Raw genomic sequence first — 15,352 nt, 5'->3', positions numbered from 1 at the left:
CGGGTCCGCCGGACCCGTGCGGCCGTGCCGCACCCACTAGTAAAATGTCACACCCTACTATAGGAGTTCCCTCATGACCCACGAACACACCCCCGCGCCCACCGCCGACACCCGCACCCGCCCCTGGCACGGAATCATGGTCGCCACCACGCTCCCGCTGCGTGAGGACCTCGGCGTCGACTACGACGCGTACGCCGAACACGTGGCCTGGCTGCTCGCCCACGGCTGCGACGGCGTGGTCCCCAACGGCTCCCTCGGCGAGTACCAGACCCTCACCGATGAGGAGCGGGCACGCGTCGTGCGCACCGCTGTCGAGGCCGCCGGTGACGGAGCCCGCGTCATGCCCGGCGTCGCCGCCTACGGCAGCGCCGAGGCCCGCCGCTGGGCCGACCAGGCGGCCGAGGCCGGGGCCGGCTCCGTTCTCCTCCTGCCCCCCAACGCCTTCCGGGCCGACGAGGACACCGTCCGCGCCCACTACGCCGAGGTTGCCTGGGCCGGGCTGCCCGTCGTCGCGTACAACAACCCCATCGACACCAAGGTCGACCTCGTCCCGTCCGTGCTCGCCCGGCTCCACGCCGATGGCTCCGTCGTCGCCGTGAAGGAGTTCAGCGGCGACGTGCGCCGCGCCTACGAGATCGCCGAACGCGCCCCCGGCCTGGACGTGCTCATCGGCGGCGACGACGTCCTGCTCGAATTCGCCCTCGCCGGCGCGGTCGGCTGGATCGCCGGCTACCCGAACGCCCTCCCCGGGGCCTGCGCCACCCTGTACCGGGCCGCCGTCACGGGAGACCTCGCCACCGCCCTGCCGCTCTACAAGTCCCTGCACCCCCTGCTCCGCTGGGACTCGAAGACCGAGTTCGTGCAGGCCATCAAGCTCTCCATGGACCTGGCCGGCCGGCCCGGCGGCGCCACCCGGCCGCCGCGTTTCCCGCTCACCGGGGAAGCCGAGGCAGCCGTCCGCGCCGCGACCGAGAAGGCCCTGGCCGAGGGCCTCAACTAGCCCCCACCGGGGAACCCGAAGGGGAGGGAAGGGAACGCGATGCGCACCCGCCACATCTACCACGCGGTGGACTCGCACACCGAGGGCATGCCGACCCGGGTGATCACCGGGGGAGTCGGGGTGATCCCCGGCGCCACCATGGCCGACAAGAGGCTCCACTTCATGGAGCACATGGACCACATCCGCACGCTGCTCATGTACGAGCCGCGCGGCCACTCCGCGATGAGTGGCGCCGTCCTGCAGCCGCCCACTCGCCCCGACGCCGACTTCGGAGTCCTCTACATCGAGGTGTCCGGCCTGCTGCCCATGTGCGGGCACGGCACCATCGGGGTCGCCACGGTCCTGGTCGAGACCGGCATGGTGCCGGTCACCGAACCCGTCACGACCGTCCGGCTCGACACCCCGGCCGGGCTCGTGACCGTCGACGTCCGCGTCGAGGACGGTGCGGCCACCGCCGTCACCCTGACCAACGTCTCCTCCTACTGCGCGGGCCTCGACCTCAAGGCCGAGGTCCCCGGCTTCGGCACGGTCACCTACGACCTCGCCTACGGCGGCAACTTCTACGCCTTCGTCGAACTCGACGCCCTCGGGCTGCCCTTCGACCGGGCCCGCAAGGACGACCTGCTGGCCGCCGGGCTCGCCGTCATGGAGGCCGTCAACGCCTCAGCCGATCGGCCCGTCCACCCCGAGAACCCCTCCATCGCCGGGGTCAAGCACGTCTATCTCGCCGCGCCCGGCTCCGACGCCCGCCGCTCCCGGCACGCCATGGCCATCCACCCCGGATGGTTCGACCGCTCGCCCTGCGGGACCGGCACCAGCGCGCGCATGGCCCAGCTGCACGCACGCGGCCTGTTGGACCTCGGCGCCGACTTCGTCAACGAGTCCTTCATCGGTACCGAATTCACCGGCCGCCTGATCGGGGAGGCGACTGTCGGCGGGCACTCCGCGGTCGTCCCCACCGTCACCGGCCGGGCCTGGATCACCGGCACCGCCCAGTACTTCCTCGACCCCGCCGACCCCTTCCCGGGAGGGTTCTTCCTGTGACCACCACTGTCCGAACCGTCGACTACCACACCGCGGGCGAGCCCTTCAGGATCGTCGCCGGGGCACTCCCGCCCATCCCCGGCGACACGGTCGCCGAGCGCTGCGCCACCGCCGTCGGACCCGGCGGATCCGCGGCCGCCCCGCGTCGCGGCACACTGGACGACATACGACGGCTCCTGGTGCAGGAGCCGCGCGGACACGCCGGGATGTACGGCGGGTTCGTGGTCCCGCCCGACGACGACGGCGCCCACTTCGGGGTGCTGTTCTGGCACAAGGACGGCTACTCCACCGCCTGCGGACACGGCACCATGGCCCTCGGGGCCTGGGCGGTGGACAGCGGCCGGGTCGCCGCCCCGGACGACGGGGAGGCCCAGGTCCGCATCGATGTCCCCTCCGGGCGGGTCACCGCCACCGTCCACCGCGACTCCGGCCGCACCACCGGGGTCACCTTCCGCAACGTCCCGGCCCGGGTGAGCGCCCGCAAGGTGCCCGTCGCCACCACGTTCGGCCTCGCCGAGGCGGACATCGCGCACGCCGGGGCCTGCTACGCCTCCGTCGCCGCCCGCGACCTCGGCCTGGAGGTCTCCCGCGCCGCCCTGCCCGACCTGGTGCGGGCCGGACGGGAGATCAGGTCCGCGCTGGCCACCCACCCGGCCACCTGGCACCCGGACGGTCCGCTGCTCTCCGGCGTCTACGGGGTGATCCTCCACGAGGACCTTCCCGACACCCCCTCCGGGCCGCGTCAGCGCAACGTCACCGTCTTCGCCGACGGGCAGGTCGACCGCTCGCCCTGCGGCTCCGGCACCTCCGCGCGGCTCGCGCTGCTGGCCGAGGACGGGCGGCTCGGCCCCGGTGAGGACCTGCTGCACGAGTCGGTCACCGGCACCGTCTTCACCGGGCGGATCCTGCCCGGCGGGGTCACCGAGGTCACCGGCACCGCCTACCGCACCGGCGAACATGCCTTCACCGTCGACCCGTACGACGCCCTCGGCGTCGGCTTCCTGCTGTGACCGGGATTCCGCAGCTCGGCCCGCAGGAACTGGCCGGGCTGCTCACCCCGGCCGCCGCGGCCGATGCCCTGGCCGAGGCCCTGCGCGGCGGGCTCGACCCGGAGGCCTGCCCGCAGCGCACCGCGATTCCCGTCCCCGCCGGAGAACTGCTGCTGATGCCGGCCGCCTCCGGGACGTACGCCGGGGTGAAGATCGCGGGGGTCGTGCCCGGCAACGCGGCCCGCGGTCTGCCCCGGATCACCGGGAACTACCTCCTGCTCGACGGCCCCACCCTGCGCCCGCTCGCCCTGCTCGACGGGGAGGTCCTCACCGCCCTGCGCACCCCCGCGGTCTCGGCGCTCGCACTGCGCCACTTGGCGCCGACCGGGCGGCCGCTGCGGCTGGTGCTCTTCGGCTCCGGACCGCAGGCGTACGGACACCTCGAAGCCGTGCTCGCGGAGCGCGCATTGGAGGAGGTGGTCGTCGTCGCCCGGGACCCGGGGCGGGCGGGAAGGCTCGCCACGCACGCCGAGGGCCTGGGTGTGCGCGCCCGGACGGGCGGGGCGGGGGAGGTGGCCGGCGCGGATCTGGTCGTCTGCTGCACCACCGCCCGGGAGCCGCTCTTCGACGGGCGGCTGGTGCGGCCGGACGCGGTGGTCGTCGCCGTCGGCTCGCACGAACCGTCCGCCCGGGAGACGGACACCGCCCTCGTGCGACGAGCGGCGGTGTACGTGGAGTCGCGGACGGCGGCACTGCGGGAGGCCGGGGACCTGCTGGTCCCGCAGGCGGAGGGGGCGATCGGGCCCGGCCACATCACCGGCACCCTCGCCGATCTCGTGCACGGGAGGATCCCTGAGGGCGGGGTGCGAAGTTGTCCACAGTTCTTCAAGAGCGTGGGCATGGCCTGGGAAGATCTCGCCGTGGCGGTCGCGCTGTTCGGGGCCGCCGAGGCTCACGGCGAAACGTGACATTGTACGCTGGGCCCTGCACGTCGGCTGGTGGTGAGGGCTTTCGGAGGAAGTAATGGGCGACCTGAAGCAGCGCAGTCTCATCAAGGCCCAGGAGCGATTGCGCGACCAGGTCGGCCACGCCCTCCGTGCGGCCCTGATAGCGGGCGAACTGCGCCCGGGCAGTGTCTACTCGGCGCCCGGTCTCGCCGCCGAGCTCGGCGTCTCGGCCACCCCCGTCCGCGAGGCCATGCTCGACCTCGCGCGGGAGGGCCTGGTCGAGCCGGTCCGCAACAAGGGGTTCCGCATCACCGAGGTCAGCGAGCGCGATCTCGACCAGTACACCGAACTGCGCACGATGATCGAGGTCCCCACCATCGGCCGGATCACGAAGATCGCCACGGCGGACCAGCTGGAGGCCCTGCGCCCCATCGCCGAGGAGATCGTCACCAGCGCCCGCGAACACAACCTCATCGGCTACCTGGAGGCGGACCGGCGCTTCCACCTCACCCTGCTCGGCCTCGCGGGCAACGACCGCCTCGTCGAGACCGTCGGCGACCTGCGCAAGCACTCCCGCCTCTATGGTCTGACCGGCCTGGACGAGGCCGGCAAGCTGGTCTCCTCGGCGGAGGAGCACGTCGAGCTGCTCGACGTCATGCTCACCGGTGATGCCGGGGCGGCCGAGGCGTGCATGCTGCGCCACCTCGGCCACGTCCGCTCGCTGTGGGCGCAGGGCCGCGACGAGCCGGTCGGCCGACCGACCGGAGGCCTTGGCTCCAGGATGTGACGGATCGGTGGAACGCGTCGAAAGGGTGTGGGCATCTCGGTGTCTGCGCCCTTTCGGCCAACTGCTGCTGATGCGGGAACAGAACGTTCGAAGCGGATGCGCCGCGATCGCGTCGCCGTGGCCGCCGGGGCCGTGCTGCCTCAGGCCGCCGCCGCGGGCGCGTTCCTGATGGACCAGTCCACCGGGGCCGGGCTCCTCCATCAGCGGCGGCACGTCCACCGATGCCAACGGGTCGAACGGCAACCCACTTGTCCGGCTCCCACCCACCGGGGTACGCGTACTCCGGTGCGTTCGGCCTGAGGACCGGTACGGGTACCGCCGTCGGCAAGTGCCTCGTCTTCGCCGTGACCCGGGCGGCGAGACCGTCATCGGGGTCCTGCTCGATGTCGAGGAGCGCTACTTGGGCCCCATGGCGCTGTCGGACCGGGCGCTCGGCCCGGTCGCCGACTCCAAGGCCGCGCTCCAGCGCGGCAACACCGAGCCGGTCCCGGACGTCCTGGACTGACGGGCTCGGTCAACCACCCCTGATCCGGGCCGATTTGGGCGCGGCTGGATAACGGCGGTGCGCACCTCTCGTGCAGTGCAATTTCACATTACTATGTTACCGGTCACATCCTAGAGTGCGGCCTTCGCTGGAGTGACCCATGACCAAACGCACCCAACTCGCCCTCGCCACCGCCCTGGTGGCGACACTCGCACTCGGCGCCTCGGGCTGCTCCGACCCCAAGAAGGGTTCTGCGGGCAACGACGCGGCAGGCGCCAACCCCGCCGCCGTCAACAACGGCAAGATCCTCGGCGGGACCCCGGTGATCTGAAGATCGCCCCCTCCGGCGACCCGGCCAGGGCCAAGGAACTGCTCAAGGCCGCCGGCAAGGAGACCCTCAAGGTCTCCCTCGCCGTCTCCACCGGCGACAAGGGCAAGGCCGAAGCCATCCAGCAGGGCCTGGCCCGCGCCGGCGTCGAGGTCGTCGTCGACACCATCGACCCGGGCGCCTACTACGACGTCATCGGTGACCTCTCCACGACCCCCGACATGACGCTCACCGGCTGGTGTCCCGACTACCCCTCCGGCTCCACCTGGATCCCCTTCGTCTTCGACGGACGCACCATCAGGGAGAAGGGCAACCAGGGCAACAACGCCCAGTTCCGCGACGAGGCGACCATGAAGCGGATCGACGAGATCAACGCCATGGCCGACGCCCGGCAGGCCAACCAGGCCTGGATCGACCTCGACGCCGAGATCATGAAGAAGTCCCCGTCCAAAGCCGGATGCCGACGGAGTCGTCACGTACGACTTCGACTACGGCAATCAGGGCTCGCAGCCCGCCAAGGGGACGATCCGGCTCGAGCCCTTCCCGGGGTACTCGTTGCACGGGCGGCCCAAGGAGTGCGCCATGCCGACCAAGGACGGAACCGTCACCTGCGATCTCGGCAACACCCCGGCACAGGCCACCTTCACTTTCAAGGTCGAGGTTCCCAAGGAAGCCACCGGCATTCCGGAGGCCGTGCGGTACAGCATCCAGGCAGCCGGCTCGGCCGATGCCGATCCTCTCAACAACGACGGCATACGGTTCGTCGAGATCAACCGCTGACGCAGTGACAGCATGGGGGACCGGCTCCTCCGCCACGGCAGGCGAGGCGGTCCCGCACTGCTCGTGGACGATCTCCCGGACGCCGGCCGGACATTGGCTGCGGCGGCCGAAGGAGCTGACCCTTCTCCCGGCAGTAGGCGGCATCCGGCCATCCGTGCGTCGGCCACTCCTCGTCCACCCCGGGCCCGTCCTTCGGGCCCGGGGAGTAGGCACCCACCGACGAGGCGTGCACCAGGGCGTGCACGCCCGCGCGTGCAGCGGCCTCGAAGACCCGGACCGATCCCAGGACATTCGGGGGTTGTGTGGACTCCTGGGATCGTGCGGTGGCCGCAGGCCATAGCGTTGACCCTGCCCGCTGGCGAGCGATGTTCGACCAGGTCATGGACCGGATCGCAAGACGCTTTGGCCGAGTTGAGCCGCAGGCGACCGCCCGCTCCCACGTGCTGGGGATGCTGTCGAACGTCGAACGCAAGAACTGCTGGCGGCTGGCCGAACAGGCGGGCCATACCCGGCCCGGGCGGATGCAGCGCCTGCTGTGCTACGCCCGCTGGGACGCCGATGCTGTCCGCGACGACCTGCGTGCCTGCACCGTCGAACACCTCGGCGCCGACGGCGCCGTTCTCGTTGTCGACGAGAACGGCTTCCTGAAGCAAGGGACGGCCCTCCGTGTTGGGACGAACGGAACGCAAGCGCGGTGACCCGGCCAACGCGTCCCGGCACACTATGCGAGTGACCTTCCGATTGGTGCCCGGCACCGGGCTCGTCCTCCCTGCGAACGCCGGCGTCCTGCGATTCGGCATGACCGAGCATGCGGCGCAGTGGACGGCGTCGACCCTGGCAGACATCCGCGTCGGCGGGTGGATGCGCGGAGCGCGCTGGACCTTCTTCTTCGTTCACCGCGGCGTCCTGGTCACGGCTTATGCCTGCACGGCATGTGCCGAGCAGGCCATGGGGCACCTGATTGTCGAGCGGACCGAGCGGGTCCCGGACCGAGCCGCCGACGTTCCGGTCGCTTTCGGGGACTTCGACCTCTTCGGCTACCCGATCCACGAACTGACCGAGGTCCTCGACCCGTCGGACCGCGAGCTCCTCCTGTCCGCAAACGTCAACCCTCAGAGCACGCACTATCTGTCCGCCGTACGCCTCGACGCGTGCGAAGGCGACCACCGCTAGTCGTCATGCATCCATGCGATGCACCCCCGCGATCGTGCCGGCGCCGTCATCGGGACCGGAGCCAACCCCGCCAAGCGCGTCGGCATGTCCCCGACCGTCTTCTCCCGAACCCGCCGCCAGGTCGTCGAGGCCGGCCGGCTCGAGGATTCCGACCGGCTCGCACACATCAGCCACTGCCGCCTCAGCGCGAAATGCACAGGCGAGGACGTCGTCATCCTCCTGTGGCGCGCAGCCTGAGCGACTCCGAGAGCCAGACCTCACGTACGTGTTCCCGCCGAGGGCCGGAACACCTGGACCGAGTACCGCGGGGAACGGACCCCGGCCGAGGAGCCACAGCCGGAGACGAACCGTGATCTGCATTGAACGTGCTGAACGGGGCCGTGGATGCGGCCCACGCCCTTCGGCGGGAAAGTGGCCGCTGCCACCAAGCGTCTCACCGGCCCAGGCGGGCGGCCTTGATCGCGCGTTGCGCGAAGACGCCTTCACGGCGGTCGTTCATCTGCCGCAACGCGTCCTTGCGGTCCCGCTTGGAGAGCCGATCAAGATAGGTGTGGCCGACGAGGTGATCGGCTTCATGCTGCAGACACCGGGCGAAGTACCCCAACCCCTCGATCACGAGAGGGTTGCCGTCCTTGTCGAACCCACGGGCGACAGCACGATCGGTACGGGGAACCGCCATGGCGGCGCCAGGTACGGACAGGCAACCCTCGAACTCGTCGACAAGTCGCCGACTGCCCGGATCGGGCAGGTCCAATGCCGGGTTGATGATGTGACCGACATGCCGGACCCCATAGTCGTCCGGGCAGTCATACACGAACAGGCGCAGGTCAACGCCCACCTGATTGGCGGCCAAGCCGACGCCGTCGGCGACATACATGGTCAGGAACATGTCGTCGATCAACGCCGACAGCTCCGGAGTCCCGAATTCGATCACCTCCCGGCACGGACGGCTCAGCACCTGCTCACCCACCACCGTGACCCTGCGAACCGAACCCCGTCCCGCCTCCGGTGGCAGAGCCGGATAGACGTCCACCGGGCGGCCATGCACGCGGACTCGTCGGTCGACGGGATGGGACCGCTCGTGATGAACAGACATGGCTGCCTCCCCTTTGTGCACGCCGCAGACGCCGTGGAGGTCACCGCAGCTGATGCCTTCGGCAAGAACTACCGCTTGCCAGAACCTTTGCAAAGTAGCAGACTTTGCAAAGTGACTGAAGATGACGTAAACATCCCGGACGACCAGGCAACCAGCGCTGGCGAAGAGTTGCGCGAGCACGAAGTCCGCACAGCCCTGCTGGACCTGCTCGCCGAAGTCGGCACCGTCACGGCGACCGAAGCCGCCTCCCGGCTGGGCTACAGCTCCGGCCTCTGCTCGTTTCACCTACGGCAACTCGCACGGCACGGATACATCGAAGAGGCCCCCCACAGCGGGGGCCGCGCACGTCCCTGGCGTCTGAAGCAACACGTCCCCGCTGACAACCGGCTCATGGAGGAGCAGTTCGGCGACTTGGCCCGCGGTCTGGAGGACGAGAGCTGGCAGCGATGGCTGACCAAGCGAGACGAGGCGCCGCCCGAATGGCACCACGACGAAGCCTTCAGCGCCGTCGCCTACCTGACACCTGAAGAGATGAGCCGGGTCGCGGACGTGATCCGACGGGCCCTGGCGCCCTACCAGGACCGCGAACAACGCCCCCTGGCCCGGCCCGACGGCGCTCGACCAGTGGCCCTCATCACCCGACTATTCCCCCTGCTTCCCCACACAGCAGACGGCGCGGACCAGGACTGAGAAGTCCTCGACGCGGTCGGCACACTCGCGGTTCGGACCGTCCGGGTCCTGGCCGTCGGCACCGCGGCCCGGGAAGGCGTGGGTCTCGTCGCCGAGCGCGCCACCGCCCACCCGGCCGGCACCGACGCCGTGGCCCTGGCCGCGCACCTGCTCACCCGCCGCCCGCGGCGTGGTAAGACTTCGATGTCCGCGGGCACGCCCGCGGAGCAGCTGCGCCGCAGGCGCAGCCCCAGCCGCGATGGCCACCCAGTTCCTCACCCCGCCGGCCGAGTTCATGCGGCGGCGCCGGTACGGTCGGCCGCCACCAGGGCGACGAAATGGGGCGTCCTGGACCACACCGCTCTGACCGCTCTGTACCGTCCGGACCTCTTCTTCACCGGCCTGTACATCGAAGCCTCGCGCGGCACCGGCCACGTCATCATCCCGTCCCTGTCGATCCTTGCTGCGGAGCGGCAGGTCACGGGGGCGGGCAAGCATGCGGCGTCCCTGCGGTTCGCGAAGAGCGTTCCGTTCACCGGCCCACGCGGTGGATGCGATGGACTGGAGAGCCGTGGACCGGCCGGTGGCTCACGCGGCTGTGATCGCCTGGCACGCGGCGAAGGCGGGGGAGCCGCTCACGGTCCTGTCGCTGGAACCTGTGCGGTACGTGGGCACCGGCACTACTCCGCTGAACCCCGCCCGGCCCCGTACCCCGGGCGAGGCGCCGCGTGATCAGGGGTGCAAGCACATGGGCATCGAGTCGGTACGAGGGCGTGGTCTCGACCGCCCGGGAGCCACCCGCCGAAGCCCGGTAGCGACGCGTTGTCGGCTGCACCCTGCGACGTGAACAGAGCCACCCAAGCGTGGGTTGCTGAGCACCGTGGCGGTCAGTCCAGACGGTCGTATGGGCCCGGTTCCCAGTCGGCGAACAGTGTCAGTGCTTCCGCTGTCTCGGTGCGTTCCGGTGCTGTGGAGGTGGCCGGCCACCAGTGCTCCACCTGATGTGCGTCCACGAGGACGAAAGGCCGGTATCCATCGAAGTCGCCGGGGTCGTCTGCCACGCCGATGTGGATGGGTGCGTCATCGGGCAGGTCTTTGAGTGCGTCGCGAAGCTGCGCGGCGTTCCAGATCTGCGGGGTGTGCTCGAAGACGTCGGTCATGGGCACAGATTGCCGGACCGGAACGCGTTGCCGGTGAAGACACGGCCGTGCCCCGGGCCAGAGCACCGATCCGGGGCACATGGCTTTCTTCCGGCTGCGCCGACGCACGGAGGAACGCAATCGGCCGGACGAGAAGTTCACCGTGGTCATCGTCCTGGCGCCGGGCCCACGAACAGAACCGCCGCTGGTTCCAGTACGACCCGACCGGCGCGGACGCCATCGCCGTCGCCGCTGCGACGAACGCCTCCAACGCCGCACGGGAACGCACCGCCGGGCACCTGTCGGCCATGCGGACGGAGCAGCTGCGCACGCAGACGACGGTCCGCACCGAGCAGTCCGATCCCGCGCCGTGGCCGGACCGGCCGCCCGAACTCGCCGCGCACCCGCTGGACGGCGATACGGCCGAGACGGTGATCGTGTGACGACCGAGCGGAGCGGCGTCGACCTCGCGCGCCAGGCCCTGTTCGCCGCCCGGGCCCCAAATTCGGTTGCGGCCGGCCCGAGGGGACGGGTCATCATGGCAGCGTCCGTGTTCCCTCATGTCAGGAGCCCTCGCATGCGCCGACGCCTCGGAATCCCCCAGCTCCCCCACTGGACGACGGTTCTTGAGGACTCGACCACGCATGCGCACCCTGAACATCGGAATTCTGGCCCATGTCGACGCCGGTAAGACCAGCCTGACCGAGCGGCTGTTGTTCGACCACGGCGCGATCGACCGGCTCGGCAGCGTCGACGCCGGTGACACCCGCACGGACGACAGGGCGATCGAGCGGCAGCGCGGCATCACCATCTGCTCGGCCGTCGCCGCCTTCACGGTCGGCGACACCCAGATCAACCTCATCGACACCCCGGGCCACTCGGACTTCATCGCCGAGGTGGAGCGGGCCCTGGAGGTCCTCGACGGCGCGGTCCTGTTGCTGTCCGCCGTGGAGGGCGTGCAGGCCCAGACGCGGGTGCTGATGCGAACCCTGCGGCGGCTGCGGCTGCCCACGCTGATTTTCGTCAACAAGATCGACCGAGCGGGTGCCCGCGTCGGCGAGCTGCTCGCCGACATCCGGCGCCGGCTCACGCCGCATGTCGTGCCGCTGACGGAGGTGACGGGCATCGGCACGGCCGTCGCCCAGGTACGCCTACGGGATGACCCGGAGCTGCGGACCGACCTGGCGGAGGCCCTCGCCGAGGTCGACCCGGCGATCCTCGCCGCAGTCGTGGACGGCCCGGAACCGACCGTGGACCGGTTGCGCGCCGCCCTCGCCGCCCGCGCTGCCGACGGCTCCTTCCACCCGGTCCTCTTCGGCTCCGCCCTCGGCGGCCAGGGTGTCACCGAACTCGTCGAGGTCGTGACCGGGCTGATCCCGCCGCCCGAACCGGCGCCCGGACTCGCCGCACCCCGCGGCACCGTCTTCGCCGTACGCCCCGGGCCGGGCGGCGAGCGGACGGCGTATCTGCGGTTGTACGACGGTGAGGTGGCGCAGCGTCAGCGGTTGACGTTCCTGCGCCGGGAGGCGGACGGCCGGATCACCGAGGTCCCCGGACGGGTGAACCGCCTCGACGTGATCGGCCACCCCGGGAAGCTCACCAGGGGGAACATTGCGGCGCTCTCCGGTGTCGCCGGGATCCGCGTCGGCGACCGTCTCGGCGAGCTCACCGACCGCGCTCCGCAGTTCGCGCCGCCGACGCTGGAGACGCTGGTCAGGGCGCGGCACCCCGACCAGGCCGCCCCGCTGCGCTCGGCGCTGCTGGCCCTCGCCGACCAGGACCCGCTCATCCAGGTCCGCCCCGCGGACGCCGGCGCCACCGCACTGCTCCTGTACGGCGAGGTCCAGATGGAGGTGCTGGCGGCCACACTGGCCCAGGACTTCGGTATCGAGGCCGACTTCGAGCCGGGCCGCGTCCGGTTCCTTGAGCGCCTGGCCGGGACCGGCGAGGCCTGGGAGGAGCTGCCGTGGCTCGACCACACCCGATACTGGGCCACGATCGGCCTGCGAGTGGAGCCCGGACCACGCGGTTCCGGCGGGGCGTTCACGTACGAGACGGAACTCGGCGCCCTCCCTCGGGCCTTTCACCAGGCCATTGAGGACACCGTCCACGCGACGCTGCTGTCCGGCCCGCGGGGCGCCGCCGTCACGGACTACCACGTCACGCTCGTCCGCTCGGGCTTCTGCGCGCCGATCAGCACGGCAGCGGACTTCCGGGGACTCACGCCGATCGTGCTGCGCCGGGCCCTGGATCGGGCGGGCACTCGCCTGTACGAGCCGTACCACGCCTTCGAGGCGGAGGTACCGCTGGACGCCCTCGCCCCCGTGACGGCCCACCTCGCCTCGTACGGCGCCGAGTTCACGGGCACGACGGGCGGGAACTCCTCCTGGCTGATCACGGGTGAGCTGCCGGCCCGACGGGTGCGGGACGTCGAGCTGCGGCTGGCGGGTCTCACGCGTGGGGAGGGGGTGTGGTGGTCCCGTCCGTCGGGGGACCGGGAGGTGCGGTACCGGAAGGATGCGGGGGAATCGTGAGGGCGGTACGGGCACGGCGCGGCGCGCAGCACCGCGCGCTGACCGGTGCCCAGCAGCCCGTACAGGAGATGTGCGGACGCGCAACGGCAGCAGCCCGAAGGCGCGGGGGGCGCAGACCGTACGCGCGGTACACCGGGACGGGGGCGAGCCGCTGGACCTGGCGACGGCACTCGGCACGCCGGCCGCCGAGCGGGCCTGGAAACTCCCTGCCGCAGGTGCCACGCTACGCGAACGGTGGACGGCCATCGCCGCGGATCCGACCGGACACGTTGCGGCCGTCGCCTTCGACGCCGATGCGGGCCGGCTCGCCCCGCGCCCGGAATCGGCGGCCTGGGCGACGAAGACCCGGCTGGAGCAGGCCCGCGTCATCGCGGCCGCCAACGCCTCGGCGGGCCGCACCGTCGTTCGCACGCTGCGGATCCCCGCCCCCGCCCCCGGCCTCGTCCCCGGCCCTGGTCCCGGGCCCGTGCCGACCGTCGTCGAGCCAGCACCTGCGGCCGCGCCCGCCGGTCCGGTCCGCACCCGGGAAAGCGCTTCGGCCGGCTACCACCGCGCCCTCGCCGCACACTGTCAGGCCGCACGGCCGTGCCGGACGGACCGGCCATCGCGGCCCGCCGCCGGCCCGACAGACCGCCGCCCTACGCGCACGCAGCACCCGCGCTTTCCTCAAGACCACGACCGCGCCGGACACGGACAACACGCAGTGCCCGGCACAGAAGAGACCGTCCGGCTCACTCGTAGGTGTAGGTGAGGGAGTTGCTGGTGCCGCCGGGGGAGTGGATGGTGACGGGAACGCTCCCGACTCCGGGCGGCGAGGTGGCGAGGACGATGGTGTCGGAGATGGCGGCGAAGCTGGCGGGTGTGGCGCCGAAGAAGACCTGGTCGGTGTAGGTGAGGGCGGTGCCGTTGATGGTGACGTTGGTGCCGCCGGTGGTGGGGCCGGTGTCGGGGACGAGGCTTGTGAGGGCGGGCTGCGGCACGTAGGTGTAGTAGGGGTTGCCGATGTTGGGGTCGCTGGTGCCCCCGGGGGTGGTGACGGTGACTACCACGGTGTTGGTGTCGGCGGGCGCAGTCACCGTGATCTGGTTGTCCCCTACGACGACGATGTTGCTTGCGGCCTGGGCATCGAAGTGGACGGCGGTGGTGCCGGTCAGGTTGGTGCCGAAGATGGTGACGGTGTTACCGCCGCTGATGGGCCCGAGATGAGGGTCGAGGTCCGTGAGGGTGGGTGTCGGTGTCGTGGTGTAGTTGTAGGTGACGCTGTTGCTGGTGCCGCCCGGTGTGGTCACCGTTACGGGGACGGAGCCCGAGCCCGCTGGGGCGGTGGCGGTGATCTGCGTGTCGCTGTTGACGGTGAAAACCGCCGACGCCGCTCCGAAGTGCACCGTGCCGGCGCTGGTGAACCCCGTGCCCGTGAGCACCACCTGATTCCCGCCACTCGTCGGCCCCTGGCCGGGCACAAGCGAGTTGAGCACCGGCGTCGTGGTGTAGGTGTAGGTGAGGCCGTTGCTGGTGCCGCCCGGTGTGGTCACCGTTACGGACGCCGAACCCGTCCCCGGGGGAGCGATGGCGGTGATCTGTGTGTCGCTGTTGACGGTGAAGACCGCCGACGCCGCTCCGAAGTGCACCGTGCTAGCGCTGGTGAACCCCGTGCCGGTGAGCACCACTTGATTCCCACCGTTCGTCGGCCCCTGGCCGGGTGCGAGCCCACTGAGTACCGGCGCCGGAACATAGGTGTAGGTGACGCTGTTGCTGGTGCCACCCGGTGTCGTCACTGTTACAGGGATGGAGCCCGAGCCCGCTGGGGCGGTGGCGGTGATCTGTGTGTTGCTGTTGACGGTGAAGGCCGCCGACGCCGCTCCGAAGTGCACCGTGCTAGCGCTGGTGAACCCCGTGCCGGTGAGCACCACTTGATTCCCACCGTTCGTCGGCCCCTGGCCGGGCGCGAGCCCACTGAGTACCGGCGCCGGAACATAGGTGTAGGTGAGGCCGTTGCTGGTGCCGCCCGGTGTGGTCACCCGGACGCTTGCCTGCCCGACGCCTGGAGGTGCGATGGCCCTGATCGAGGAGTTGCTGACCACGGCGTAGACAGCGGAGTTCGAGCCGAAGCGGACGGCCGTCGCCCCGATGAGGCCGACGCCGGAGATGATGACCTGGTTGCCGCCGACGGCGGGGCCCTGGGCAGGATTGAGAGTACTGATCACCGGTGGCATGGAGCGGGCCTCTCTTGCTCGTCTCTCGTTCGGGCAGGGTTGCGCATTCCGCGCGGGGCTCGTCGGCCCCTGGTCCGTGGGGGTGACCACCTCGACCATCACCACGTCCTCGTCGCCGTCCAGTGCGATCCGCCAGAGCACCCCCGTCTCGTCGCGGTGGACGGGCTCG

The 15,352-nt window shown here is 71.0% G+C and carries 18 protein-coding genes and 3 pseudogenes; 15 read left to right on the top strand and 6 right to left on the bottom strand.

What is annotated here, in order from left to right; translation table 11 throughout:
- Positions 1-73 precede the first annotated feature (73 nt).
- The 8 genes and pseudogenes from AB0E67_RS33800 to AB0E67_RS33765 all read left to right on the top strand — a co-directional run.
- Positions 74-1,000 (top strand): dihydrodipicolinate synthase family protein, encoded by a 927-nt coding sequence (locus AB0E67_RS33800; protein ID WP_362034209.1) that lies wholly within the window; start codon positions 74-76, stop codon positions 998-1,000.
- Positions 1,001-1,039: 39 nt separating this feature from the next.
- The gene (locus AB0E67_RS33795; RefSeq protein ID WP_362034206.1) at positions 1,040-2,044 is read left to right on the top strand and encodes a proline racemase family protein; all 1,005 of its coding nucleotides are present in this window, start codon (positions 1,040-1,042) and stop codon (positions 2,042-2,044) included.
- Positions 2,041-3,054 (top strand): proline racemase family protein, encoded by a 1,014-nt coding sequence (locus tag AB0E67_RS33790; protein WP_362034203.1) that lies wholly within the window; start codon positions 2,041-2,043, stop codon positions 3,052-3,054. Before AB0E67_RS33795 ends, AB0E67_RS33790 begins: the two co-directional genes overlap by 4 nt.
- The gene (locus AB0E67_RS33785; RefSeq protein WP_362034200.1) at positions 3,051-4,001 is read left to right on the top strand and encodes an ornithine cyclodeaminase family protein; all 951 of its coding nucleotides are present in this window, start codon (positions 3,051-3,053) and stop codon (positions 3,999-4,001) included. Before AB0E67_RS33790 ends, AB0E67_RS33785 begins: the two co-directional genes overlap by 4 nt.
- A 55-nt stretch (positions 4,002-4,056) precedes the next feature.
- Positions 4,057-4,767, top strand: a complete 711-nt coding sequence (locus tag AB0E67_RS33780; protein ID WP_362034197.1) for a GntR family transcriptional regulator — start codon at positions 4,057-4,059, stop codon at positions 4,765-4,767.
- Positions 4,768-5,095: 328 nt separating this feature from the next.
- On the top strand, positions 5,096-5,272 hold the full coding sequence (locus AB0E67_RS33775; RefSeq protein ID WP_362034195.1) for a hypothetical protein: 177 nt from the start codon (positions 5,096-5,098) through the stop codon (positions 5,270-5,272).
- 139 nt (positions 5,273-5,411) lie between these two features.
- Positions 5,412-5,582, top strand: coding sequence for a hypothetical protein (locus AB0E67_RS33770; RefSeq protein ID WP_362034246.1), 171 nt, complete (start codon positions 5,412-5,414; stop codon positions 5,580-5,582).
- Positions 5,579-5,797, top strand: a pseudogene (locus AB0E67_RS33765) (ABC transporter substrate-binding protein); the annotation flags it as partial. The gene AB0E67_RS33770 and the pseudogene AB0E67_RS33765, both read left to right, overlap by 4 nt.
- Before the next feature lie 29 nt (positions 5,798-5,826).
- On the opposite strand, the gene AB0E67_RS33760 reads toward AB0E67_RS33765, so the two are convergent.
- On the bottom strand, positions 5,827-6,012 hold the full coding sequence (locus tag AB0E67_RS33760) for a hypothetical protein (RefSeq protein ID WP_362034243.1): 186 nt from the start codon (positions 6,010-6,012) through the stop codon (positions 5,827-5,829).
- Between the two features lie 149 nt (positions 6,013-6,161).
- Here AB0E67_RS33760 and AB0E67_RS33755 point away from each other — a divergent pair, with 149 nt between their 5' ends.
- On the top strand, positions 6,162-6,359 hold the full coding sequence (locus tag AB0E67_RS33755) for a hypothetical protein (RefSeq protein WP_362034242.1): 198 nt from the start codon (positions 6,162-6,164) through the stop codon (positions 6,357-6,359).
- Between the two features lie 121 nt (positions 6,360-6,480).
- Here AB0E67_RS33755 and AB0E67_RS33750 read toward each other — a convergent pair.
- A pseudogene (locus AB0E67_RS33750) lies at positions 6,481-6,651 on the bottom strand (NAD-dependent epimerase/dehydratase family protein); the annotation flags it as partial.
- Between the two features lie 73 nt (positions 6,652-6,724).
- Between AB0E67_RS33750 and AB0E67_RS33745 the strand changes: the two are divergent.
- Both AB0E67_RS33745 and AB0E67_RS33740 read left to right on the top strand, forming a co-directional pair.
- On the top strand, positions 6,725-7,057 hold the full coding sequence (locus tag AB0E67_RS33745; protein WP_362034192.1) for a transposase: 333 nt from the start codon (positions 6,725-6,727) through the stop codon (positions 7,055-7,057).
- Between the two features lie 31 nt (positions 7,058-7,088).
- On the top strand, positions 7,089-7,532 hold the full coding sequence (locus AB0E67_RS33740; protein WP_362034189.1) for a hypothetical protein: 444 nt from the start codon (positions 7,089-7,091) through the stop codon (positions 7,530-7,532).
- A 433-nt stretch (positions 7,533-7,965) separates the two neighbouring features.
- Here the strand turns inward: AB0E67_RS33740 and def are convergent, their stop codons facing one another.
- A complete protein-coding gene (gene def / locus AB0E67_RS33735; RefSeq protein WP_362034186.1) occupies positions 7,966-8,628 on the bottom strand; it encodes a peptide deformylase in 663 nt (220 codons plus the stop codon).
- A 111-nt stretch (positions 8,629-8,739) separates the two neighbouring features.
- Between def and AB0E67_RS33730 the strand changes: the two genes are divergently transcribed.
- Positions 8,740-9,318 carry a winged helix-turn-helix domain-containing protein gene (locus tag AB0E67_RS33730; protein ID WP_362034183.1) on the top strand — a complete coding sequence of 193 codons (579 nt, stop codon included), beginning with the start codon at positions 8,740-8,742 and terminating at the stop codon, positions 9,316-9,318.
- A gap of 866 nt (positions 9,319-10,184) precedes the next feature.
- Here the strand turns inward: AB0E67_RS33730 and AB0E67_RS33725 are convergent.
- The gene (locus AB0E67_RS33725) at positions 10,185-10,457 is read right to left on the bottom strand and encodes a DUF6225 family protein (RefSeq protein ID WP_362034180.1); all 273 of its coding nucleotides are present in this window, start codon (positions 10,455-10,457) and stop codon (positions 10,185-10,187) included.
- Positions 10,458-10,504: 47 nt separating this feature from the next.
- On the opposite strand from AB0E67_RS33725, the gene AB0E67_RS33720 reads away from it, so the two are divergent.
- The 3 genes from AB0E67_RS33720 (at position 10,505) to AB0E67_RS33710 (ending at position 13,721) form a co-directional block, all read left to right on the top strand.
- Positions 10,505-10,879: a hypothetical protein gene (locus tag AB0E67_RS33720; protein WP_362034177.1), complete on the top strand. Its 375-nt coding sequence runs from the start codon at positions 10,505-10,507 to the stop codon at positions 10,877-10,879.
- 201 nt (positions 10,880-11,080) lie between these two features.
- On the top strand, positions 11,081-12,970 hold the full coding sequence (gene otr(A) / locus AB0E67_RS33715; protein ID WP_362034174.1) for a tetracycline resistance ribosomal protection protein Otr(A): 1,890 nt from the start codon (positions 11,081-11,083) through the stop codon (positions 12,968-12,970).
- A complete protein-coding gene (locus AB0E67_RS33710; protein WP_362034171.1) occupies positions 12,954-13,721 on the top strand; it encodes a DciA family protein in 768 nt (255 codons plus the stop codon). Before otr(A) ends, AB0E67_RS33710 begins: the two co-directional genes overlap by 17 nt.
- Here the strand turns inward: AB0E67_RS33710 and AB0E67_RS33705 are convergent.
- Positions 13,702-15,183 carry an IPT/TIG domain-containing protein gene (locus AB0E67_RS33705; RefSeq protein ID WP_362034237.1) on the bottom strand — a complete coding sequence of 494 codons (1,482 nt, stop codon included), beginning with the start codon at positions 15,181-15,183 and terminating at the stop codon, positions 13,702-13,704. The two genes, AB0E67_RS33710 and AB0E67_RS33705, sit on opposite strands and share 20 nt — an antisense overlap.
- 84 nt (positions 15,184-15,267) lie before the next feature.
- A pseudogene (locus AB0E67_RS33700) lies at positions 15,268-15,352 on the bottom strand (DUF6745 domain-containing protein); the annotation flags it as partial.

Origin of the sequence: Streptomyces sp. NPDC032161, from assembly GCF_040636995.1 — a bacterium.
Classification (GTDB): domain Bacteria; phylum Actinomycetota; class Actinomycetes; order Streptomycetales; family Streptomycetaceae; genus Streptomyces.
This window is presented reverse-complemented; position numbering and strand designations above follow the sequence as displayed.